This window comes from Nocardiopsis sp. MG754419 (genome assembly GCF_018207095.1).
GTDB lineage: Bacteria > Actinomycetota > Actinomycetes > Streptosporangiales > Streptosporangiaceae > Nocardiopsis.
Genome location: NZ_QOCZ01000088.1, coordinates 1 through 23,660, shown reverse-complemented (window position 1 = coordinate 23,660; position 23,660 = coordinate 1). Strand labels below are relative to the sequence as shown.

Sequence of the window (23,660 nt, the reverse complement as noted above, 5' to 3'; positions counted from 1 at the left end):
GGGTGGTTGCACCACTACAATCACCACCGGTTCCACACCGCGATCAGCGGCCCTCCCGCCTCCCGCGTACCTAACCTTTCAGGTCAGTACACCTAGCGGAAGTCGCGGGTACGCCGAAGCCACCGACGCGACCGCTCCCCCGCGAGGCCTCACGCGCCCACGGGCGACCGGCGAGTTTCATAAAACGGAAGAATGTTTCCACCGCACCCCTTGTCCCGGCAAGGGGTGCGGTCGTACCGTCCCCTTGCGAGGTCGCTGTCGGAGAAGGGCCCCCACACGCTCCGACCGAACCCGGGAGGCGCCCATGGCCACGTCCGTACACCCGACGAACATCCCGGCGGCCCTGACCGCCCTCGTCCCGCGTCTGCAGGAGATCTGCGGTGAGGACGGCGTCCTCACCGACCTCTCCCGGCGCCGGGTCTACGAGAGCGACGGCCTCACCTACCACCGCGCCACCCCGGGCGTGGTCGTCCTGCCCACGACCACCGCGCAGGTCGCCGCGGTCGTCTCCCTGTGCGCCGCGAGCGGGGTCCCCTACGTCCCCCGCGGCGCGGGCACCGGACTGTCGGCGGGCGCGCTCCCCCACGCCGAGGGCGTCCTCCTCGTCACCTCGCGCATGCGCCGCGTCATCGAGATCGACCCGGCCAACGAGTGCGCCGTCGTGGAACCCGGCGTGGCCAACCTCGACATCACCCGCGCCGCCGCGCCGCACGGCTACTACTACGCGCCCGACCCCTCCAGTCAGCAGGTCTGCTCGGTCGGCGGCAACGTCGCGGAGAACTCCGGTGGGGCCCACTGCCTCAAGTACGGGTTCACCGCCGGGCACGTCCGGGGCCTGGAGATCGTCACACCGTCCGGCGAGATCGTGGAGCTGGGCGGCAAGGCTCCCGGCGCCCACGGCTACGACCTCATCGGCGCGTTCATCGGCTCCGAGGGGACCCTGGGTGTGGCCACGCGCGTCACCGTGGCCCTCACCCGGTCCCCGCAGAAGACCGTCACCCTGCTGTCGGCGTTCACGTCGATGGACGCCGGCGGCGCCGCCGTGGGCGCGATCATCGCCGCCGGTGTGCTGCCGTCGGCGATCGAGATGATGGACGCCCTGGCCATCGAGGCGGCGGAGGCGGCGGTGGCCTGCGACTATCCCGCCGGAGCCGCCGCGGTGCTGGTCGTGGAGCTGGACGGGCCGGCCGACGAGGTCGACGCCCAGGTCGCGCGGGTGAGCGACCTGTGCGCCGACAGCGGCGCCTTCGAGACCCGCAGCGCCGGCGACGCCGCCGAGCGGGCGCTGATCTGGAAGGGCCGCAAGTCCGCGTTCGCCGCGGTGGGCCGGATCAGTCCGGCCTACATCGTGCAGGACGGAGTGGTGCCCCGCACCGCTCTGGGCGAGGTGCTGGGCCGTATCGCCGCGCTGTCCGCCGAGACCGGCATCCGGGTGGCCAACGTCTTCCACGCCGGGGACGGCAACCTGCACCCGCTGGTGCTGTTCGACGACTCCGAGCCCGGAGCGGGTGAGCGCGCCGAGGAGGTGTCGGGGGCCATCCTCGATCTGTGCGTGGAGCACGGGGGTTCGATCACCGGCGAGCACGGGGTCGGTGTGGACAAGGCCTGCAAGATGCCGCGCATGTACTCCGACGACGACCTGGCCACGTTCGACCTGTTCCGGCGGGCCTTCGACCCCGACGGGATCGCCAACCCGGACAAGCTGTTGCCCACCCCGCGCCTGTGCGGCGAGCGCCCGGGAGTGCGCACGGGTGTGCACCCCCTCGTGGAGTCCGGGAGGGCCGAGCAGTTCTGAGACACCGGACGGACGGCGAGAGGCGGGAAGACCGAGCGTGAAGGACCTGGACGTCGCAGGCGTCACCCTGCGGGAGGGGACCGGGAGCGACGCGGTGTGCGGGGTGGTGCCCGACCGTGTCGCCCGTCCCGAGGACACCGAGGCGCTGGGGCGCACGCTGGCCGCCGCCGGCGACGTCGGGGCGACGGTGACCCCACGCGGGGGCGGCACCGCCCTGGACTGGGGCGCGCCTCCCCGTTCCCTGGATCTGTCGGTGGACACCTCGGCGCTGTCCTGGATCGACCACAACGCGGGCGACCTGGTCGTGGAGGTGGGCGCGGGGACCCCGTTGACCGATCTCCACCGGGTCCTGGCCGAGGCGGGACAGCGTCTGTCCCTGGACCCGGTGCGCACGGGCGGCACCGTGGGCGGGGCGCTCGCCACCGGAGTGAGCGGCCCGCGTCGGCTGCTCGCGGGGGCGCTGCGCGACCTGGTGATCGGCATGACCGTGGTGCGCGCCGACGGGGTGGTGGCGCGCAGCGGCGGCCGGGTGGTCAAGAACGTGGCCGGCTACGACCTGGCCAAACTGCACACCGGCGGGTACGGCACGCTCGGGGTGATCGCCTCGGCGGCGTTCCGACTGCACCCCTCGCCACCGGCCGTGCGGGTGGTGGACGTGCCGATCCGCTCACAGGTGGGGGCCGAGCACACCCTGTCCGCGCTGCGGGCGACCTCGGTGGTGCCCGCCGCGGTGGAGATCGACCTGGGCACGGGGCGCCCCGCCCGTCTGCGGGTGGTGCTGGAGGGGACCACCGAAGGACTGGTGTCGCGGGTCGAGGAGACCGCCCGGGCACTGGGCGGTGACGGGGTGGAGGTCGCCGAGGAGCTGCCGACGGACTGGGGGGTGCTCCCCACGGAGGGCACCCTGGCCCGGATCCTGGTCCCCCCGGCCGACCTGCCGGGCCTGGCCCTGGCACTGGACTCCGCCGCCACCGACGACCTCGGGGTGCGCGTGCACCTGACCGGATCGGTGCCGGCGGGGACCCTGTACCTGTCCTTCGCCCCCGGCACCCCCGCGGGTCCGGTCGCCGACCTCCTGGAACGGGCCCGCAGGGGCACCGGCCGATCCGCGGTGGTGCTCCGCGGCGAGCCACGGGTGCACGAGGCGGGGGTCGACCTCTGGGGCGAGGTGCCGGGACTGCCGCTGATGCGTGCGGTCAAGGACGCCTTCGACCCCGACCACCGTCTGTCGCCCGGCCGCTTCGCGGGCGGGATCTGAGCCGTCCACCGAGTGCCTCTGGGAGGCTCCCGTGACCGAACGACCGACCGACCCGGCGACCGGACCCGAGCGACTCTTCGGCGACCTGCTCGACGACTGCGTGCACTGCGGCTTCTGCCTGCCCACCTGCCCCACGAACGTGCTGTGGGGCGAGGAGATGGACTCCCCGCGCGGCCGAATCCACCTCATGTCGCAGATGCACGAGGAGGACGTGCTCACGGAGACGGCGGTCGGACACTTCGACAATTGTCTGGGGTGCCTGGCGTGCGTGTCCTCCTGCCCGTCGGGGGTGGCCTACGACGCGCTGCTGGAGCACACACGACACCGGGTGGAGACCGAGCACGAACGCCCCGTGGGAGAGCGTGCCCTGCGCGCGGCGGTGTTCTCGCTCTTCCCGTACCGCAACCGGCTGCGGGCGCTGCGCGGGCCGTTGCGCGCCTACCGGTCCAGCGGGGTGTCCTCACTGGTGCGGCGTTCCGGGCTGCTGGACCGACTCTCCCCCACCCTGGCCACGATGGAGCGCATCGCCCCTCCCCTGTCCTCGCCCCCGCCGCCGTTGCCCGAGCTCGTGCCGGCCGTGGGACGCGTGCGCGCCCGAGTGGGCATGCTGGTCGGCTGTGTCCAGGGGGCGTTCTTCCCCGAGGTGAACACGGCGACCGCACGTGTGCTCGCCATGGAGGGCTGTGAGGTGGTGATCCCGCGCGCGCAGGGCTGCTGTGGAGCGCTGTCGGGGCACGCGGGACGCCTCGACGAGGCGGTCGGGTTCGCCCGACGCTTCGTGGAGGTGTTCGAGTCCCGCCAGGTGGATCGGATCGTGGTGAACTCCGCCGGGTGCGGTTCGAGCATGAAGCACTTCGACCGCACCCTGGCCGAGGCGGGAGAGAGCGACGCCTGGGTGGAACGCGCCCGGAGGGTGTCGGCCAAGGTGGTGGACCTGACCGAGTTCCTCGTCGACCTGGGTCCGCGCGCCGAGCGTCATCCGTTGCCGTTGCGCGTGGCCTATCACGACGCCTGCCACCTGTCCCATGGTCAGGGGGTGACCCGGCAGCCCCGGGAACTGCTCGCACGGATCCCGGAGCTGGAGGTGTCCGACCTGCCCGACAGTGAGATCTGCTGTGGTTCGGCGGGGGTGTACAACCTGTTCCGTCCCGAGGCCGCGGCGGAACTCGGGGACCGCAAGGGGCGGGACGTGGCCTCCACCGGGGCCGAGGTGCTGGTGTCGGGCAACCCCGGATGCTCACTGCAGATCGCCTCGGCCATGGAACGGGCGGGGACGGCCGTGGCCGTCACCCACACCGCCCGTCTCCTGGACGCGTCCCTGCGGGGGCTGTCCGTGGAACGGTTCCTCGGTCCCGCGCGGACGGCCCCGGGGACGGTCAGATCAGGGAGGTCTCGCCTTCGGCGACGATGACGGCGGGACCGCTGAGCCGGGCGCCGGAGGCATCGAGGTGGACGGTGCACGCTCCGCCCAGCACACGCACCTTCCAGGTCGCGCTCTCCCCCGCGGGGGTGGCCGCGGCGGCGGCCGCGACGATGCCGGTGCCACAGGAACGGGTCTCTCCGGCCCCGCGCTCGTACACGCGCATGTCGAGCACCCCGGGGCCGACCTCGGTGTACACCTCGACGTTGGCGCCCTCCGGGAAGTCCTCCTCGTCGAGCACGGGGGCCAGGCTCAGGTCGACGTCGGCGACGGACCCGGACACCTCGCAGGCCAGGTGCGGGTTGCCCACGGAGATCTGCGCGCCGTGGACGACCTGGCGGGCGAGCCTGGCGGAGGATCCGCCCTGCATCTCCACCCGACCCATGTCTATGGTGACGTCACCGTCGGTCTCGATGGTGACCTCCTTGGCTCCGTCACGGGTGCCGACCTCGAACCGGTCGGCGTCGACCAGACCGGCGTGCAGCAGGTACCGGGCGAAGACCCGTACCCCGTTGCCGCACATTTCGGCGATGCTCCCGTCGGAGTTACGGTAGTCCATGAACCACTCCGCCCGTTCGGCGGTGCGCGCCGCCGGGGCGAGGGTCTCACCGAGCGCGCGGGTGCGCACCACCCGGAGGATGCCGTCGCCACCGATACCCGCTCGGCGGTCGCACAGCAGCCGGATGGCCTCCTTCGTGAGTCGGAGCTCCCCGTCGGGGTCGGGGAGGATCACGAAGTCGTTCTCTGTTCCGTGGCCCTTGGCGAATCGCATGCCGACCATCCTAGGTGCGGGTGTCCACACGACCGACCCGACAACGATCCGCACGTTCGTGGACCGGGCGTGTGCGGGTCGTGGTTACGCTGGAGGAATGATCAAGGTGATCGCGGTCGTGGGCCCGACCGCTGTGGGCAAGTCGGACCTGGCCGTCGCGTTGGCGGAACGGTTGGAGGAGAGCACCGGGCGCCGGGGCGAGGTGATCAACGCGGACTCCATGCAGCTGTACCGGGGCATGGACATCGGCACCGCCAAGCTCGCCGAGGAGGAACGTCGGGGCGTTCCGCACCACCTGCTGGACGTGTGGGAGGTGCACGAGCCGGCGGACGTGGCCAGCTACCAGGCCATGGCGCGCGAGCGGGTGGAGGACTGCGCCGACCGTGACGTCATCCCCGTGCTGGTGGGCGGCTCCGGGCTGTACGTCCGCGCGGTCCTGGACCACATGGAGTTCCCCGGCACCGACCCCGAGGTGCGCGCCGGCCTCGAAGCCGAGCTGGCCGACGTGGGACCGGGACTGCTGCACGCGCGCCTGGCCGAGTCCGACCCCGAGGCCGCCCGCACCATCCTGCCCGGCAACGGTCGTCGCATCGTCCGGGCGCTGGAGGTCATCGAACTCACCGGCAGGCCGTTCACGGCCAACCTGCCCGACCACTCGTCGTTCTATCCGTGTGTGCAGTTGGGGTTGACCGCTCCGCGCACGGAGCTGGACGAGCGCATCGACCTGCGGGTGGAGCGCATGTGGGAGCAGGGGCTGCTGGACGAGGTGCGTCACCTCGACGACCGGGGACTACGTGAGGGTCGCACCGCCTCCAAGGCGTTGGGATACGCGCAGGCGCTGGCGCAACTGGACGGGGAGAGCACCGAGGAGGAGGCCAAGGAGAGCACCGCCCAGGCCACGCGGAGGTTCGCCCGCAAGCAGGAGTCCTGGTTCGGCCGGGACCCGCGAGTGCACCGGCTGGCCTACGACTCCCCCACGTTGGTGGAGCGGTCGATGGCCCTGGTGGAGGCGGCTCTGGCCGGCCGGACCGACGAGGAACCGGCCGACGCCCTGGTGGACGTGGCCACCATGGTGCCGTTCGAGCGCGGTTGAGCGCGGCCTCGGGCGACACTGTCGCGAGGGCGGCGCCGCCTCGCCTGCGCGGGACGCCGCCTCAGACACGGCTCCAGGCGGCGACGAAGTAGCCCACACCGTAGGGGGCCTCGTGGGCGAGCAGATCACCGAGGAACGGGGCCTCCCCGGCCGCACCCGCCAGGGCCTGCCAGGCGGGTCGGCCGGCGACCATGAGCGCGCGTGCGAGGTCGGGGTCGAGCCCCGCCAGATGCGCGGTGTCGGCCTTGGCCAGGGCCTCGGCCACGGCGTCGTCGTGCGGGATCGCCCGCGCGTCCACGTACCCGGGTGAGCGCTCGGTGCGTCGTGCGCTTCCGTCACCCATGACGAGCAGCGCGACGCGGTCGGCCGTGTCGGCCAGGGCGGCGCCCCGCGCCGCCGCGCGAGGCGCGGTGGTGTCCACCGGAAGTTCCAGGTAGCCGTCCGGAGCGAGTCCGGAGCGTTCGGCCAACCATCGCCCCGTGGTCGCGGCCAGGTCCAGGGCACCGGGCCCGGGCCCGGGCCCCACCCGCACGTCGACCCCGTACGCACGCAGATCACCACCGGTGTCGGGCCCGTGTGCGCGCTCGACGGGTCCGGGGCCCACCACGTACAGGCGGTCGGCGTCGCACCGGCCGAGCGTGGCGACGGCCCGGTCGCACGCCTCGCGCAGCGCGTCGAGTTCGACGGCCGCGCCTCGGGCGACCTCCGGAAAGAGAACGGGCGGGTGCGGGCACACGGCGGCGGCGATCAGCATCGGTTTCAGGCTATCGCCCGGGCGCCCAGCGCCCTTGTGCGAGGAGGTCGTCGGGCCTATCGTTGTTTTCGTGACCACATTATATATCTGGTCACGAAGTCAGATCCGGCGCGGCGAGGAGCATCCGTGACGACGAGAAGCGGCCCCAGGACGGCACGCGAGGCCGAGCGCGCGCTGCGCGCGGCACGCATCCTGGACACGGCAGGCGCGACCCTCGTCACCTGGGGATACGACAAGATCACCATGGAGGATGTGGCCCGTCGGACGAACATCGGCAAGGGCACCGTCTACCTGCACTTCCCCACCAAGGAAGCGCTGTTCAGCATGGTGCTGGTGCGGGCCCAGATCGAGGTCGGCGCACATCTGATCCACCGCTTCCGGGAGGACCCGGAGGCCATCCTGCCCAGCGCGGTCGCCCGCGAGCTCTACCTCTCCCAGGACCGGTGGCCGGTCATCAGGGCCCTGCTCACCGGGGACACGGCCACGCTCGGTTCGATGATCACCGCGGTCGGGGAGACACGTGGCGACCTGATCGAGAATCGGGCACGGGTGGTACTCGCCTACATCGGTCTGCTGCGGGGCCACGGTCTGCTGCGCGACGAGCGGACGGTCGAGGAGCAGAACTACATGTTCGCCTCGACCGTGCTGGGGGCGCTGGCCACCCCGACGCTCCTGGAACAACAGTCCTATCCGGTTCCGGACACCGCGACACGGGCCGACATCCTCGCCGACACCGTGCGGCGGACCCTGGAGATCTCCGCGGGCCCTGAGGCTCTGCTCGCGGCACGCGACGAGGTCCTCCCCCTGTTCGACGGTCTGCTGGCCACGGCCCGCGACGTCTTGGCGGAGTACCTGCCGGCAACCCGCTGAACTCCCCTGGGGAGGGGACATGAGCACTCCGATCATTCCCGACCTGGCCTCGCCCGAGGCCGCCGCGGACCTGCCCCGGATCCGGGAACGCGTCCGCGCGGCCGGAGGTTCGCTCCCGATCACGTTCGGGGGCACCCCGGCCCGGCTGTTCGTCGACGACGCCGACGCCCGCACCATCCTCGGTGACCGGCGTTTCACGGTGGACGCCGCCGGGGTGGAGGGCGGGACCCGCACGCTCTCCCGCACCGACCTCCTGCTCAGACTGGGCGTCGAACCCGACCTGATCGTCCACCTCACCCAGGGGCTGCTGGACAAGGACGGGATCGACCACACGCGTCTGCGCAAGCTGGTCTCGCGCACGTTCACCGTGCGTCGGGTCCAGGCGATGACCCCGCGGGTCCAGGACCTCACCGACCGGCTCCTGGCCGGGCTCCCCGACCACGTCGAGGACGGCGCGGTCGACCTGCTCGCGCACTTCGCGTATCCGTTGCCGATCGCCGTCATCTGCGACCTCGTGGGCGTGCCCGAGGACGAACGGACGCCGTGGCGGGAGTGGAGCCACACCCTGACGTCGTTCGACCTGACCGACCCCGACCGGTTCAACGGCGCCGTCACGGCCCTGGTGGAGTCCTGCCGCAGGCTCATCGCGACGCACCGGGAACGCGAACACGACGACCTTCTGGCCGACCTCATCCGGGCCACCGATGAGGAGGGGGATCGGCTCTCGGAGGAGGAGCTGGTCACCATGCTGCTCACGCTCAGCATCGCCGGGCACGAGACCACCGCCAACCTCATCGGCAATGGCACCCACGCCCTGCTGACCCACCCCGAGCAGCTGACCCACCTCAAGGACGATCCCGAACTACTGACCCCGGCGGTGCACGAACTGCTGCGCTGGTGCGGTCCGGTCTTCCAGACCCGCATGCGTTACGCGTCCGAGGACGTCACCCTGAACACCGGAACGCTCCGGCGCGGTGAGGCGGCCATCGCCATGATCTCCGGCGCGAACCGCGATCCCGCGGCCCACCCCGACCCCGACCGGCTCGACCTGGCCCGCCACCGGGGTGAGCCCGGGGAGGGCCACCTCGCGTTCGGCCATGGCCTGCACTACTGCCTGGGCGCCGCCCTGGCCCGCTTGGAGGGGCGGGTGGCCTTCGGATCGCTCCTGTCCACCTACCCGGATCTGTCCCCGGACCCGCGGCGCCCCGCGGTGCGACAACCCAACATCGCCTTCGACCGCCTCCGGGACCTGTACGTGCGGCTCTGAACCGGAGGCGGCCCGGGTTTCGCGTCGGTCCCCCAGCGTCCCGAAGACACGTCGAGGCCCTCGGAGCCGTGGCTCCGAGGGCCTCGACGAAGCGAAGGCACGGGTTCAGACGTCGCAGCAGCCACCGGCGGGGGCGGGCTGCTCGGCGGGGACACCGATCTGCGGCATACCCAACATCACGTCGGGGCGCGACACCTGGACCGGCCTGCCCTGGCGCGCGTCCCAGGCGTCTCCGGCGCGGGTGCGGCGCACGGCGCGGACCCCGGAGTCGGCGACCAGGTGGTGCGGAGCGGCGTAGGTGACCTCGACGGTGACCATGTCACCGGGGCGCGGCTCCTCGGCGTCGCCCAGGGCGAAGTGCACCAGACGGTTGTCCGGGGCGCGGCCGGACAGCCGGCGGTGCTCCCCATCCTTCTTGCCCTCGCCCTCGGCGACCATCAGCTCGACCTCCCGGCCGACCAGCTTCTGGTTCTCCTCCCAGGAGATCTGGTCCTGAAGGGCGACCAGACGCTGGTAGCGCTCCTTGACGACCTCCGGGGGGACCTGGTCGTCCATGGTGGCGGCCGGGGTTCCGGGGCGCTTGGAGTACTGGAAGGTGAACGCCATCGCGAACCGGGACTCCCGCACCACGTGCAGGGTCTCCTCGAAGTCCTCCTCGGTCTCGCCGGGGAAGCCCACGATGATGTCGGTGGTGAGGGCGGCGTCCGGCATGGCGGCGCGCACGTTCTCCACGATGCCGAGGAAACGCTCCTGCCGGTAGGAGCGCCGCATGGCCTTGAGGAGCTTGCTGGACCCGGACTGCAGCGGCATGTGCAACTGCGGCATGACGTTGGGGGTCTCGGCCATCGCCTCGATGACGTCGTCGGTGAAGTCGCGCGGGTGCGGCGAGGTGAACCGGATGCGCTCCAGCCCCTCGATCTCGCCGCAGGCGCGCAGGAGCTTGGAGAAGGCCTGCCGGTCTCCGAACTCGCTGCCGTAGGCGTTGACGTTCTGGCCCAGCAGGGTCACCTCGGTGACGCCCTCCTCGACCAACGCCCGCACCTCGGCGAGCACGTCACCGGGGCGACGGTCCTTCTCCTTGCCCCGCAGCGCGGGCACGATGCAGAAGGTGCAGGTGTTGTTGCAACCCACCGAGATCGACACCCAGGCGGCGTACGCGGACTCGCGACGGCTGGGCAGCGTGGACGGGAAATGCTCCAGGGACTCGGCGATCTCGACCTGCGCCTCCCTCTGCACGCGTGCGCGTTCAAGGAGGGTCGGCAGGGAACCGATGTTGTGCGTGCCGAACACCACGTCCACCCACGGGGCGCGGCGCACGATCTCACCACGGTCCTTCTGGGCCAGGCAACCGCCCACGGCGATCTGCATCCCGGGGTTGGCGTCCTTGACCGGACGCAGATGCCCCAGGTTGCCGTAGAGGCGGTTGTCCGCGTTCTCCCGGACCGCACAGGTGTTGAAGACGACGATGTCTGCGGTGGTGTCCTCGGCTGCGCGCGCGTACCCAGCGTCCTCCAGCAGACCGGAGAGGCGCTCGGAGTCGTGGACGTTCATCTGGCAGCCGTAGGTCCGCACTTGGTAGGTACGACTCTGGCTCACCGTCCCAGGCTATCCGCTCCCGAGCGGCCCCCGTCCGGGGCGAGGGAGAGGACGGTGAAGAGCACGGCGCGTGTCCGGTAACGGCCGGCGGACGCGGACCCGCGACGGCCGTACGCAGGGATGATCGCCCCTGACCTGGTCCGCGTCGGCAACCCCCGGGACTCGGGGACCCCGGCACGATCACAGGGGGTCACGAATGAGACGCTCGAGAACGGAACCGCCACTCGTTGCGACGAGGGCGGTCATATGCGTGCCATCACATAACAGTTTCGCGAATCAGGCCGTAACAAGTCTGCTACTCGCGTACTCGGGCGGCGTTTTCGTGATGACACGGCAACATGGACCCATTAGGTTCCGATCATGACCTCAACACCTCTCGTCGTGCTGGAGAACGTCAACAAGCACTTCGGCGACCTGCACGTGCTCCGCGACATCGATCTGACGGTTAACTCCGGCGAGGTGGTAGTCGTCATCGGTCCTTCCGGGTCCGGTAAGTCGACGCTGTGCCGCACGATCAACCGGCTGGAGACGATCGACACCGGCACCATCACCCTCGACGGACAGCCGCTCCCGGCGGAAGGCCGTGGTCTGGCCAAGCTGCGCAGCGACGTCGGCATGGTGTTCCAGTCCTTCAACCTGTTCGCGCACAAGACCGTGCTGCAGAACGTCACCCTGGGCCCGATGAAGGTGCTCAGGCAGTCGAAGGCGGACGCCGAGGCCCGCGGCATGGAGCTTCTCGACCGGGTACAGATCGGCAACCAGGCCCACAAGTACCCCGCACAGCTCTCCGGCGGTCAGCAGCAGCGTGTGGCCATCGCCCGCGCTCTGGCGATGAACCCCAAGGTGATCCTCTTCGACGAGCCCACCTCGGCCCTGGACCCGGAAATGGTCCAAGAGGTCCTCGACGTCATGACCGACCTCGCCCGTGAGGGCATGACCATGGTCGTGGTCACCCACGAGATGGGGTTCGCCCGTCGCGCGGCCAAGAGGGTCGTCTTCATGGCCGACGGACAGATCGTCGAGGAGAACACCCCCGACGAGTTCTTCACCAACCCCCGGTCCGAGCGGGCCAAGGACTTCCTGTCCAAGATCCTGACCCACTAGTTCGACCGCACAGGTTTCCCCGCGTTCTTCGCACGCTCTAGGAAGAGGTACCCCACATGCGAGTCCGTCGCATCAACACCATTCTGGGTAGCGCCGCGGCCCTGGCCCTGGCCCTGACCGCCTGCGGCACCGCCGAGGTCGGCGACTCCGGCGAGGGAGGCGACAACGGCAACGGCGGTGGCGACTCCATCACCATCGGTGTCAAGTACGACCAGCCCGGCCTGGGCCTGGACGAGGGCGGCACGCCCGTCGGCTTCGACGTCGACGTCGCCACCTACATCGCCGGTGAGCTCGGCTACGCCCCCGAGGACATCGAGTGGACCGAGGCCGCCTCGGCCAACCGCGAGTCCTTCCTGCAGCAGGGCACCGTGGACATGATCGCGGCGACGTACTCCATCACCGATGAGCGTCGCCAGGTCGTCGACTTCGCCGGCCCGTACTACGTCGCCCAGCAGGACATCCTGACCCAGGCCGACAACACCGACATCAACGGCCCCGAGGACCTCGACGGCAAGGTGCTGTGCTCGGCCTCCGGATCGCGCTCCGCGAACAACATCACCGAGGACATGGAGATCGACGCCGAGCTGCGTGAGGCCGGCAACTACTCCGAGTGCCTCGAGCTGCTGAGCAACGGCACCGTCGACGCCGTCACCACCGACAACACCATCCTCGCCGGCTTCGCCGCCCAGAACCCGGACGACTTCCGCATGGTGAACAACCCGTTCGGTGAGGAGAAGTACGGCGTCGGTCTGCCCGCCGGCTCCACCGAGCAGTGCGAGGAGATCAACGCGGCCATCACCCAGATGTGGGACGACGGCTCGGCGGTCGAGTTCCTCGAGGAGGCCTTCGGCGCGACCGACTTCGCCTTCGAGGAGAACGTGCCCGAGCTTGAGGACTGCGCCTAAAACCGTCATCTGACCTCGTTCGGAAGGTGGGGCCGGCATCATCCGGCCCCACCTTCCGGGCCTTGACCGGCTGGGACCCATGGAAGCCTTTCTCAGCAATATCGACAGGGTCGTCGACGGTTTCTCATGGACCGTCAGGCTCACCCTGATCAGTGCCTTCTTCTCCTTCATCCTGGGCATCGTGCTCACCGCGATGCGGGTCTCCCCCGTGCCGCTGCTGCGCGGCCTGTCCACCACCTACGTCGAGGGCATCAGGAACTCGCCACTGACCCTGGTGCTGCTCTTCTGCGGCCTGGGCCTCAACAGCGCCCTGGGGCTGAGCCTGGCCGACAGCGTCGCACTCGACGTGTTCTGGTGGGCCGTCATCGGCCTGTCGGCCTACACCGCGTGCTTCGTGTCCGAGTCGCTGCGTGCCGGCATCAACACCATCCCCCTCGGCCAGGTCGAGGCGGCCCGGTCCCTGGGCCTGTCCTTCACCCAGAACCTGCGCCTGATCGTCATCCCGCAGGCGTTGCGCACCGTCGTGGGTCCGCTCGGCAGTGTGCTCATCGCGCTCACCAAGAACACCACCGTCGCCTCCGTCGCGGGGCTGGGCGTCCAGGAGGCGTCCCGGGAGATGAAGCTCATGTTCGACCAGGGCATCGCCCCGGTCCTGCCGACCTTCGTCGGGTTCGCGATCGGATTCCTGATTCTGACCCTGCCGATGGGCTACTTCTTCGGCTGGCTCTCCAAGCGCGTGGCGGTGGTCCGATGAGCGCCGCAACCTCCGTTCTCTTCGACGTTCCCGGGCCCAAGGCCCGGCAGCGCAACGTCGTCTACACCCTCATCACCGTCGTGCTGGGGCTGGTCGGGCTGTCCGTCCTGTACCTGGGGTTCAACCGGACCCTGACCGACCGGGAATCCGCCCTGTTCTCCGTGGAGACGTGGGCGGTCAACCCCGCCGGGCAGTGGGCGGCCGACAAGTGGGAGCCGTTCCTGCGGCCCGAGACCTGGACCGGGTACGTCATCCCCGGTCTGCAGAACACGCTCACCGCCGCGCTCACCGCGTCGGTGCTGGCGATCCTGTTCGGTCTGGTCTTCGGTATCGCGCGCCTGTCGGACCACTGGTGGATCCGCATTCCCGCGGGCGCCGTCGTGGAGTTCTTCCGTGGCATCCCGCTGCTGATGCTGATCTTCTTCACCATGGCGCTGCCCATCGTCGCCTGGCAGGTCTTCAACATCCCGACCGGCACCTTCCAGGTGACCGCGTTGGCCGCGGTCGTCGCCGGCCTGACCCTGTACAACGGGTCGGTGTTGGCGGAGGTGTTCCGCGCGGGCATCCTCGCCGTGCCCAAGGGGCAGAGCGAGGCCGCCGAGGCCATCGGCATGAGCAAGACCCAGACGATGTGGACGATCCTGATCCCGCAGGCCGTCACCTCGATGATGCCCGCGATCGTGGCGCAGCTGGTGGTCCTGCTCAAGGACTCCGCGCTGGGCTACATCATCGCCTTCCCCGAACTGCTGCGCAGCTTCACGCTGTTGGCCACCCGGGAGAGCAACGTGATCCCGGCGGCGATCGTCTGTGCGGTCATCTACATCCTCATCAACCTCAGCCTGAGCCGGTTCGCGATCTGGTTGGAGCGGCGCAACGCCCGTCGGGGCAAGCCCTCCGCCAAGGCCACCGCGGCCGGGGGCGCACCCGTCGCCGTGAACGGGACCGACGCGATCGGCACACCCGAGCCGTCCGCGCCGACGCCCGAGCCCGGGACCCCGGAGCCCGAGCGGCCCGAGACCGGAACGTCCGAGCCCGACAAGCCCGATCAGGGCGAGCCGGGCCCGGAGACCGATGAGGGTCCGCGGGACGGAGACGGCCCCGCCAAGGGCTGATCCGATCGGATCCCACGGCCACACGAAGGCCCCGTCGAACGCACTCCGGTGCGATCGATGGGGCCTTCGCCGTCGAGGTCAGGGCGCCCGCGCCCCGGTGGGCCCCGGGGTCCGGGATCCCGTCGCACGTGGGCGTCGCTCGCCCTTCGGAGGCCCCGCCGGGGCTGCACAGCGCCCCTCCGGAGCACTAAGGTCGACATGTCATCTCATCACCCACGACCCTTCCTGAGCGGGACATGTCTGAACTGTCGAGCCCTCATGGCCGTTGGCCCTCGCCCATCAGCGCCGGTGACGTCGCCCGGGGAACGCTGCAGCCCGCGTTCCCGTCCGTGCGTGGCGACGAGGTCTGGTGGCAGGAGTACCGACCGGCCGAGAACGGCCGTACGACCCTGGTACGGCGCGACGCGGACGGGAGCGTGCACGACCTCCTGCCCGCGCCCTGGAACGTGGGAACCCGCGTGCACGAGTACGGCGGCCGCTCCTACCTCCCCGTCCCCCGTCGCGACGACAAGGCCATTCCCCGCATGGGCGTGGTGTTCAGCGACCGCGACACCCAGCGCCTGTTCCTGCTGGAGCGGGGCGCCAGGGAACCCGTGCCGCTCACCCCCGAACCGGCGCGCCAGGCGGCCCTGCGCTACGCCGACCCGGTCCTGAGCGTGGACGGCAAACAGATCCTGTGCGTGCGCGAGGACCACACCGGAGACGACGTCCGCCGCGCCATCGTGTCGGTACCGCTGTCGGGCCGCGGCGCGCAGGACCCCACGGCGGTGCGGGAACTGGTCTCCGGAGCACGGTTCTACGCCTCCCCCGCCCCCTCTCCGGACGGCCGCCACCTGGCCTATGTGCGGTGGAACCACCCGCGCATGCCCTGGGACGGCACGGAACTGCGCGTGGGGGAACTGACCGAAGCCGGTGTGACCGGTGAGTACACGCTCAAGGGCGGGGTGGACGAATCGGTCCTCTCCCCCACCTGGGTGGACGAGAACACCCTGTACCTGACCTCGGACTGGCCGGGCTTTTGGAACCTCTACCACGCAGGGCTCAAGGGGCAGGCGATCGCGCTGTACCCGGCCGAGGAGGAGTTCCACGAGTCCCCGGGCCGACTGGGCGAGCGCTCCTTCTGTGTCCTGGCCAACGGCATGGTGGTGACACTGCACGGCGACACCGCGATGCGCCCCGGCGTGTACGACCCCGACACCCTGGACCTGGTCGATGTCCCGACCGACTTCACGTCGTGGGCGCAGATCGACGGCGACGGAACCCACGTGGTGGCGGTGGCCGCCTCACCCGAGCACGCGCCCTGCGTGGTGCGGCTGGACCCCGCACGGCGCACCGTGGAGGTGCTGCGCCGGTCGATGCAGGAGGCCCCGGAGTCCGCCTACCTGCCCGTCCCTCGGCGCGAGACCCTGCCGGGACGGTACGGCGCCACGGTCTACGCCAACGTGTACCCGCCGACCCATCCCGACCACGGCGACGACGGCCCGGCCCCGTACGTCGTCTGGGCGCACGGTGGCCCGGTCGGACACTCCGGCCGTGACCTGGACCTGTCCAAGGCCTACTTCACCAGCCGGGGCATCGGCGTGGTCGACGTGGACTACGGAGGGTCCACCGGATACGGGCGCTCCTACCGCAAGCGGCTCCACAAGGAGTGGGGCGTGGTCGACGTGGAGGACTGCGCCGCCGTGGCCCGGTCCCTGGTGGCGCGCGGTGTCGCCGACCCCGCGCGGCTGGCGATCCGTGGCGGCAGCGCCGGAGGCTTCACCGCGCTGCTGGCCCTGACGGGCGACACCTTCGCCTGCGGGGTGTCCTACTACGGGGTCGCCGACCTGCTGGGCCTGGCCGAGACCACCCACGACTTCGAGTCGCGTTTCCTGGACACCCTGCTGGGCCCCCTGCCGGGGTTCGTGGAGACCTATCGCGAGCGCTCCCCGATCAACCGGATCGGTGAGATCGACGTGCCGGTTCTGCTGCTCCAGGGGCTGGACGACCCGGTGGTCACCCCGGACCAGTCGTTCGGCATGGCCACGGCCCTGGGCGAGCGGGGGGTGCCGCACGCGCTACTGGAGTTCGAGGGTGAGGCGCACGGGTTCCACACGGAGGAGGCCCGTGTGCGCTCCCTGGAGGCGGAGCTGGCCTTCTACGGGAAGGTCTTCGGGTTCGAGCCCGACGTGCCGGCCCTGGAGCTGAGCACCAGCCCGCCCGAACCGCGTCCCGCACCGGTCGTCGAGGAACCGGAGGCGCCCCTCGACCCGCACGAGGTCTCCGAGGAGGACATCCCGGTGGCCGAACGGCTCCCGGACGTCACACCGGCGGCCGGTGTCACGGCCGGAACCGGAGAACCCGTCATCAAGGACCGGTGAGATACGGGTGGACGCCGCATCCCCGCAGGTGATCCGCGGCCGTGCGGGCCGAGCGGACCCCGTGCGACGTGGGTGCGGCGTTCACCGGCTCGCCGGCGCGGTGCGCGAGGGCCCTGCGGGTTCGACGCCCCGTTCATGGCCGAGCGGGGCTCTGAGGTCACCGTGGTCGAGGTCCGGACCGCGTGGCCCGGTGCCCGCTCCGGACCCACCCCGGGTGAGGCATCGGCGGAGCCGGCGGCACCACGGCATCGGTGCGCGGAGCGGGTGGGACCCGACCCACCGGGTCGGAGACATCGTGGTCGGCACGGGCCGAACCCGCCACGACGCGCTCGCATCGCCGGTCAGAGCAGGTCGGTGTCGGGCGCCAGATCGGTGTCCTCGCCCTCGACCTCCAGCTCCTCGCGCACGATCCGGTACGACAGTCCGGCCGGGTACCCCTTGCGGGCCAGGGCGCCCAGGGCACGGCGGATCCGGGTCTCATCGTCCTTGCCCCGGCTGCCGGCGAGGCGCTTGCGGGCCAGTGCACGGGCGGCCTCGGTCTCGTCCTCGTCGCTGACCTCGGCGACGGCCTCGCGGACGGTCTCCTCCTCGATGCCACGGGTGCGCAGCTCCTGGGAGAGCGCGCGCCGGGACAGGTGTCGGCTGTGATGCCGAGAGGAGACCCACCCCTTGGCGAAGGCGGCGTCGTCGATCAGCCCCGCCTCCTCGATCCGGTCGAGGACCCGCGTGACGAGCTCCTCCTCGTACTCGCGCCGGTACAGGGAGCGTTCCAGTTGGGCGCGTGTGCGCGGGGAATGCGTGAGCATGCGCAGCACCAGGTTCCTGACCTTGGCCTCCGGGTCCTCCCCGGGCGGGACTTCGGGCCCGCCCGGGGGCGTGTCGGGGCTCACCGGGTCATCACCGGTGCGGTCGGGAGACCGGCGCCGCTCACGCATCGGGGGCGGGCGCCTTGGTGGTCTTGGCCGGGGCCTTCTTGACCGGGGCCTTGGCGGCGGCGTCCGCGGCCGGGTCGGGCTTGGCCTCGGTGTCGGATCCGGCGGCGCTGTCGTCCCCGGAGGGCACGCCCAGCTTCTCCTTGATCTTCTTCTCGACCTCGTTGGCCATGTCGGCGTTCTCCCGCAGGAACTTGCGGGCGTTCTCCTTGCCCTGTCCGAGCTGGGTGCCGTCGTAGGTGTACCAGGCACCCGACTTGCGCACGATGCCGTGTTCGACGCCCAGGTCGATCAGGCTGCCCTCGCGGGAGACGCCGACACCGTAGAGGATGTCGAACTCGGCCTGCTTGAAGGGCGGCGCGACCTTGTTCTTGACCACCTTGACGCGGGTGCGGTTACCGACCGCGTCGGTGCCGTCCTTGAGGGTCTCGATACGGCGCACGTCCAGACGGACCGAGGCGTAGAACTTCAGCGCCCGGCCACCGGAGGTGGTCTCGGGCGAGCCGAACATGACGCCGACCTTCTCGCGCAGCTGGTTGATGAAGATCGCGGTGGTGCCGGTGGAGTTGAGCGCGCCGGCGATCTTGCGCAGCGCCTGGGACATCAGGCGGGCCTGCAGACCCACGTGGCTGTCACCCATCTCACCCTCGATCTCGGCGCGGGGCACCAGGGCCGCCACGGAGTCGATGACGATGACGGAGATCGCGCCGGAGCGGATCAGCATGTCGACGATCTCCAGCGCCTGCTCACCGGTGTCCGGCTGGGAGAGGAGGAGGTCGTCGGTGTTGACGCCGATCTTCTTGGCGTACTCCGGGTCCAGGGCGTGCTCGGCGTCGACGAACGCGGCGATCCCGCCCTGCTTCTGCGCGTTGGCCACCGCGTGCAGGGCGACGGTCGTCTTACCGCTGGACTCGGGGCCGTAGATCTCCACGACCCGGCCCTTGGGCAGGCCTCCGATACCCAGGGCCACGTCCAGGGCGATGGCGCCGGTGGGGATCGCCTCGATCGGCGGGCGGTCGTCGTCGCCCAGGCGCATGACGGAGCCCTTGCCGAACTGCCGCTCGATCTGCGCGAGCGCTGTTTCGAGAGCCTTGTCTCGGTCTCCAGAAGCCACGGGATTCCCCTGTTGGGTCGATGCCTTTTTCTTCATGATGCGCATGACGCTACGCGCTCGGTACGACAATCGCGACGCTCGACGTCCGCTCGCGATACGACCAGCCTACCCGAACCTGTGTTCGATTCCCGGTTCATCCACACGTCGAGAACGAGGACCTCAACGAGCGGAGGCCGGAAGGCCGAACGCGTCGCACACGGCGCGCCAGACCTGTTTGACACCGACCCCGTCGGCCAGCGCCTGCTCGACGGTACGGGAGTCGAGTTCCTCGATCACGTAGTCCTTGGCGAGGCTGGCGGCGTAGGCGTCGCCGAAGTGCTCGCGCATGTTGTTCCAGAAGGTGGTGAGTCTCATCGGGCCCAGTATGGGTGATGGCGGGGACCGGCGGGCGTCGTCCACAGGCCGGATGTGGGGAATCCGGCGACGGGTGTGTCCTCCACCTCCTTCTGTCGTCCCCCTTGGGCAGACTGGCCGGATGAGCGGTCCCTTGGAACCCTTCGGCACGTCGACGAGGACCTGGTTCGCGCAGGCCTTCCCCGACGGCCCGACCCGGGCGCAGACCGAGGCGTGGGCCTCGGTCTCCCGGGGACGGGACACCCTGGTGGTGGCGCCCACGGGTTCGGGCAAGACGCTGTCGGCCTTCCTGTGGTCGCTGGACCGCCTGCTGCACTCCCCCGTGCCCCAGGACCGTACCCGGCGGTGTCGTGTGCTGTACGTGTCGCCGCTCAAGGCGCTCGCGGTGGACGTGGAACGCAACCTGCGCCGTCCCCTGGCGGGGATCACCGCCGCCGGGGCCGCGGCCGGAGAGGACCTCTCACCGGTCACGGTGGGGGTGCGCACCGGCGACACGCCCGCACGGGAACGGCGCCGTCTGGCCACCCATCCGCCCGACGTGCTCATCACCACCCCCGAGTCGCTGTTCCTCGTGCTCACCTCGCAGGCCCGCGCCGGGCTCGCCGGGGTGGAGACGATCATCGTGGACGAGGTCCACGCCCTCGCCGGGACCAAGCGCGGCGCCCACCTGGCGCTCAGCCTGGAACGGCTCCGGGAACGGTCGGATCATCCGGCGCAACGGATCGGGTTGTCGGCCACCGTGCGCCCCCGGGAGGTGGTGGCGGAGTACCTGGGCGGCGCGGAGATCGTCGCCCCGGCCGACCGCCCGCGCATGGACCTGCGGGTCCAGGTGCCGGTTCCGGACCTGGACGAGCCGGGCGGCCCACCGGCCTCCCCCGACGGGGTCCCGCCCGACCCGCGGGCCGGTGGCACCCTGGCGCGGGGATCGGTGTGGCCGCACGTGGAGCGTCGGGTCCTGGACCTGGTGGAGGAGCACCGCTCCACCATCGTGTTCACCAACGGACGCCGGACCGCCGAGAGACTGTGCGCCCGCCTCAACGACCTGCACGCAGAGCGCACCGGCGGCGCGCTTCCCGAGGAGGAGGTGGCCGCCCAGGTCATCGCCCAGTCCGGGCAGAGCCGGGGCGGCGCGGCGGTGATCGCGCGGGCCCACCACGGGTCGATGTCCAAGGCCGAGCGGGCGTTGATCGAGGACGACCTGAAGGAGGGCCGCCTGCGGTGCGTGGTGGCCACCTCCAGTCTGGAACTGGGGGTGGACATGGGCGCGGTGGACCTGGTGGTCCAGGTGGCCGCGCCTCCGTCCGTGGCCAGTGGTCTGCAACGGGTGGGACGGGCCGGGCACCAGGTGGGCGAGGTCTCGCGCGGGGTGTTCCTGCCGCAGTACCGGGGCGACCTGCTGGCGACCACCGTGGTGACCGAACGGATGCGCGAGGGCGGCATCGAGCGGTTGGAGATGCCGCACAACCCCCTGGACGTGTTGTCGCAGCAGATCGTGGCGATGGTGGCGATGGACGACCGGCCGGTGGCGGAGCTGGCCGCGGTGGTGCGAAGGGCCGCGCCGTTCACCGACCTGACCGACGCGGTGCTGGAGTCGGTGCTGGACATGCTGTCGGGGCGCTATCCCTCGGACGAGTTCGCCGAGCTGCGCCCGCGTGTGGTGTGGGATCGGGAGGAGGACGTCCTTCGTGCCCGTCCCGGCGCCCAGCGGTTGGCGGTGATCAGCGGCGGCACCATCCCCGACCGGGGCCTGTTCAAGGTGCACCTGGCCACCGATCCCGGAGGTCGGGCACCGACGCGGGTGGGCGAACTGGACGAGGAGATGGTCTACGAGTCGCGGGTGGGCGACGTGTTCGTGTTGGGGTCGACCTCGTGGCGGATCGAGGCGATCACCGCGGACCGGGTGATGGTGTCGCCGGCCCCGGGCCGGCCGGGCCGGATGCCGTTCTGGAAGGCCGACGCGCAGGGACGCCCCGCGGAGTTGGGCCGGGCGGTCGGCGCCACCACACGTGCGCTGGCGGAGCGGGGACCCGAGGACGGACACGCCCTGGCGACCGCCGCCGGGCTGGACACCTGGGCGGCGGACAACCTGGTGGAGTACGTGGCCGAACAGCGCGAGGCCACCGGGTACGTGCCGGACGACCGCACGGTGGTGATCGAGCGCTTCCGCGACCAGGTCGGCGACTGGCGTGCGGTGGTGCACTCGCCCCTGGGCGCCCGGGTGCACGCGCCGTGGGCGCTGGCGATCGCGGGCCGACTGCGCGAACGGTTCGGCATGGACGCCCAGGTGGTGCACGGCGACGACGGGATCGTGCTGCGCCTCCCGGACGTGGAGCAGGGCGGGGTGGGACGTCCGGGCGAGTTGACGGACCTGGTCACGGTCGACCCCGACTCCGTGGAGGCCTTGGTCACCGACGAGCTGACCGGGTCCGCCCTGTTCGCGTCACGGTTCCGTGAGTGCGCGGCACGGGCCCTGCTGCTGCCGCGTCAGCGTCCGGATCGCCGGATGCCGTTGTGGCAGCAACGGCTGCGGGCCCGGCACCTGTTGTCCGTGGCGGGTCGCTACGGGTCGTTCCCGATCGTGCTGGAGACGGTGCGCGAGTGCCTGCGCGACGTGTTCGACGTTCCTGAGCTCACCCGGGTGCTGACGGACGCGCGGGCGCGTCGGATCCGGGTCGTGGAGGTGGAGACCCCGCAGGCCTCGCCGTTCGCCCGGTCGCTCCTCTTGGAGTACACGGCGGCGTTCCTGTACGAGGGGGACGCCCCTGCGGCGGAGTCGCGCGCCCAGGCGTTGACCCTGGACACCTCGCTCCTGGCCGACCTGCTGGGCGGCGCCGACCTGCGGGAGCTGCTGGACCCGGAGGTGGTGGAGCACACCGACGCCCTGCTGCAGCGGGTGGCGGCGCCGGTGCGCGATCCGGAGGGCGCGGCCGACCTGTTGCGCGAAGTGGGCCCCCTCACCACGGAGGAGGCGCGCGTACGCGGTGTCGACCCGGCGTGGCTGTCGGGGTTGGCGGAGTCGGGCCGCGCGGTGCTGATGCGGGTGGCCGACGCCGACCATTGGTGCGCGGTGGAGGACGTGGCGCGGTTGCGGGACGCCCTCGGCGCGGAGCCGCCGCCCGGGGTGCCGTCGGTGTTCCTGGAACCGGTGCGCGAACCCCTGCTCGACCTGGTGTCCCGGTACGCGCGCACGCACGGACCGTTCACTCCCGCGGAGGTCGCCGCACGTTGGGGTGTGGGCGACGACGTGGTGGAGGGCGCGCTGCGGGAGTGGGCCCGGCGCGGCCGGGTGGCGCGCGGTGGGTTCCGGCCCGGGGGTTCGGGGACCGAGTGGTGCGACACGGACGTGCTGCGCCGACTGCGGCGCGGGTCGATCGCGCGGCTGCGCCGCGAGGTGGAGCCGGTGGAGCCGACGACGTTGGCGGTGTTCGCGCCCCTGTGGCAGCGGGCGGTCCCGGGTGAGCGGTGGCGCGGGCCGGACGCCGTGTTCGAGGCGGTGGAGTCGCTGCGGGGCGTGCCGTTGGTGGCGTCGTCCCTGGAGTCGATGGTGTTGCCCTGCCGTGTGGAGGGGTACGCGCCGGCGTCGTTGGACGCGCTCACCCAGGCGGGTGAGGTGGTGTGGGTGGGCGCGGGCGCACTGCCGGGCGGGGACGGATGGTTGACGCTGGTGCCCGCGGACGAGGCGACCCTGCTGGCGCCCGCACCGGTGCCCCCCGAGGAGGGGACCACGGCGGCGACCGTGCTCGAGGTGCTGCGCGGCGGCGGGGCCCTGTTCTTCCGCGACCTCACCGAGCGGGTCGCCCTGGCGACGGGCGGGGTGGGGCACTCCGACGCCGACCTGGTGGCGGCCCTGTGGGAACTGGTGTGGGCGGGATGTGTCACCAACGACACCCTGGCACCGCTGAGGGCACTGCTCGGCGCGGGGCCCACCCCGCGTCGCTCCCCCCGAGCGCGGCGGCGCCCGGTGTTGCCCACCCGCACCGGTCCGCCCACGGCGGCGGGGCGGTGGTGGGCGCTGCCCGCGCCGGAACCGGACCCGACCCGCCGCACCCTGGCACGGGTGGAGGCGCGTCTGGAGCGCGGCGGGCTGCTCCTGCGCGGACACCAGGGGCGCGGCTTGTCGGGGGACGAGTACCGGGTGCTGCGGTCGTTGGAGGAGGCCGGTCGGGTCCGCCGGGGCTACTTCGTGGAAGGGCTGGGCGG

The 23,660-nt window shown here is 71.4% G+C and carries 18 protein-coding genes; 12 read left to right on the top strand and 6 right to left on the bottom strand.

Features of this window, described 5'->3' with window-relative positions:
* The first annotated feature begins 304 nt into the window (after positions 1-304).
* Genes DSY14_RS17360 through DSY14_RS17350 form a run of 3 tightly spaced genes read left to right on the top strand, consistent with a single transcriptional unit; the run spans position 305 to position 4,464 of the window.
* On the top strand, positions 305-1,795 hold the full coding sequence (locus tag DSY14_RS17360; RefSeq protein ID WP_211717629.1) for an FAD-linked oxidase C-terminal domain-containing protein: 1,491 nt from the start codon (positions 305-307) through the stop codon (positions 1,793-1,795).
* Between the two features lie 37 nt (positions 1,796-1,832).
* The gene (locus tag DSY14_RS17355; RefSeq protein ID WP_211717628.1) at positions 1,833-3,053 is read left to right on the top strand and encodes an FAD-binding oxidoreductase; all 1,221 of its coding nucleotides are present in this window, start codon (positions 1,833-1,835) and stop codon (positions 3,051-3,053) included.
* A 31-nt stretch (positions 3,054-3,084) separates the two neighbouring features.
* Positions 3,085-4,464, top strand: a complete 1,380-nt coding sequence (locus tag DSY14_RS17350) for a (Fe-S)-binding protein (RefSeq protein WP_211717627.1) — start codon at positions 3,085-3,087, stop codon at positions 4,462-4,464.
* On the opposite strand, the gene dapF is transcribed toward DSY14_RS17350, so the two are convergent.
* Positions 4,430-5,245 (bottom strand): diaminopimelate epimerase, encoded by an 816-nt coding sequence (gene dapF / locus DSY14_RS17345; RefSeq protein ID WP_211717626.1) that lies wholly within the window; start codon positions 5,243-5,245, stop codon positions 4,430-4,432. The genes DSY14_RS17350 and dapF overlap by 35 nt on opposite strands.
* 97 nt (positions 5,246-5,342) lie before the next feature.
* Between dapF and miaA the strand changes: the two genes are divergently transcribed.
* Positions 5,343-6,338 (top strand): tRNA (adenosine(37)-N6)-dimethylallyltransferase MiaA, encoded by a 996-nt coding sequence (miaA, locus tag DSY14_RS17340; protein ID WP_211717625.1) that lies wholly within the window; start codon positions 5,343-5,345, stop codon positions 6,336-6,338.
* 61 nt (positions 6,339-6,399) lie between these two features.
* On the opposite strand, the gene DSY14_RS17335 is transcribed toward miaA, so the two are convergent.
* Positions 6,400-7,092, bottom strand: a complete 693-nt coding sequence (locus DSY14_RS17335; RefSeq protein ID WP_211717624.1) for a class III extradiol dioxygenase subunit B-like domain-containing protein — start codon at positions 7,090-7,092, stop codon at positions 6,400-6,402.
* A 126-nt stretch (positions 7,093-7,218) separates the two neighbouring features.
* Between DSY14_RS17335 and DSY14_RS17330 the strand changes: the two genes are divergently transcribed.
* Positions 7,219-7,962 carry a TetR/AcrR family transcriptional regulator gene (locus tag DSY14_RS17330; protein ID WP_211717623.1) on the top strand — a complete coding sequence of 248 codons (744 nt, stop codon included), beginning with the start codon at positions 7,219-7,221 and terminating at the stop codon, positions 7,960-7,962.
* A 19-nt stretch (positions 7,963-7,981) separates the two neighbouring features.
* A complete protein-coding gene (locus tag DSY14_RS17325) occupies positions 7,982-9,229 on the top strand; it encodes a cytochrome P450 (RefSeq protein WP_211717622.1) in 1,248 nt (415 codons plus the stop codon).
* 105 nt (positions 9,230-9,334) lie between these two features.
* Here DSY14_RS17325 and miaB read toward each other — a convergent pair whose 3' ends face one another.
* Complete coding sequence (miaB, locus tag DSY14_RS17320; RefSeq protein WP_307851258.1) at positions 9,335-10,801, bottom strand: tRNA (N6-isopentenyl adenosine(37)-C2)-methylthiotransferase MiaB; 1,467 nt, start codon at positions 10,799-10,801, stop codon at positions 9,335-9,337.
* A gap of 384 nt (positions 10,802-11,185) precedes the next feature.
* Between miaB and DSY14_RS17315 the strand changes: the two genes are divergently transcribed.
* From DSY14_RS17315 to DSY14_RS17295, 5 genes are all read left to right on the top strand, one after another.
* Positions 11,186-11,929, top strand: coding sequence for an amino acid ABC transporter ATP-binding protein (locus DSY14_RS17315; protein WP_211717620.1), 744 nt, complete (start codon positions 11,186-11,188; stop codon positions 11,927-11,929).
* Between the two features lie 56 nt (positions 11,930-11,985).
* Positions 11,986-12,834: a glutamate ABC transporter substrate-binding protein gene (locus DSY14_RS17310; RefSeq protein ID WP_211717619.1), complete on the top strand. Its 849-nt coding sequence runs from the start codon at positions 11,986-11,988 to the stop codon at positions 12,832-12,834.
* 79 nt (positions 12,835-12,913) lie between these two features.
* The gene (locus DSY14_RS17305; RefSeq protein ID WP_211717618.1) at positions 12,914-13,588 is read left to right on the top strand and encodes an amino acid ABC transporter permease; all 675 of its coding nucleotides are present in this window, start codon (positions 12,914-12,916) and stop codon (positions 13,586-13,588) included.
* A complete protein-coding gene (locus DSY14_RS17300; protein WP_211717617.1) occupies positions 13,585-14,700 on the top strand; it encodes an amino acid ABC transporter permease in 1,116 nt (371 codons plus the stop codon). Before DSY14_RS17305 ends, DSY14_RS17300 begins: the two co-directional genes overlap by 4 nt.
* 236 nt (positions 14,701-14,936) lie before the next feature.
* Entirely contained in the window at positions 14,937-17,060 is a 2,124-nt protein-coding gene (locus DSY14_RS17295) for a prolyl oligopeptidase family serine peptidase (RefSeq protein WP_211717616.1), read from the top strand.
* A gap of 341 nt (positions 17,061-17,401) precedes the next feature.
* Here the strand turns inward: DSY14_RS17295 and DSY14_RS17290 are convergent, their stop codons facing one another.
* The 3 genes from DSY14_RS17290 to DSY14_RS17280 form a co-directional block, all read right to left on the bottom strand.
* Complete coding sequence (locus tag DSY14_RS17290) at positions 17,402-17,995, bottom strand: regulatory protein RecX (protein ID WP_211717615.1); 594 nt, start codon at positions 17,993-17,995, stop codon at positions 17,402-17,404.
* Positions 17,988-19,106 carry a recombinase RecA gene (gene recA, locus DSY14_RS17285; RefSeq protein WP_211717614.1) on the bottom strand — a complete coding sequence of 373 codons (1,119 nt, stop codon included), beginning with the start codon at positions 19,104-19,106 and terminating at the stop codon, positions 17,988-17,990. Before recA ends, DSY14_RS17290 begins: the two co-directional genes overlap by 8 nt.
* A gap of 159 nt (positions 19,107-19,265) precedes the next feature.
* On the bottom strand, positions 19,266-19,460 hold the full coding sequence (locus tag DSY14_RS17280) for a DUF3046 domain-containing protein (RefSeq protein WP_211717613.1): 195 nt from the start codon (positions 19,458-19,460) through the stop codon (positions 19,266-19,268).
* Positions 19,461-19,581: 121 nt separating this feature from the next.
* Between DSY14_RS17280 and DSY14_RS17275 the strand changes: the two genes are divergently transcribed.
* A partial coding sequence (locus DSY14_RS17275) for a DEAD/DEAH box helicase (RefSeq protein WP_211717612.1) occupies positions 19,582-23,660 on the top strand: 4,079 nt, incomplete at its 3' end.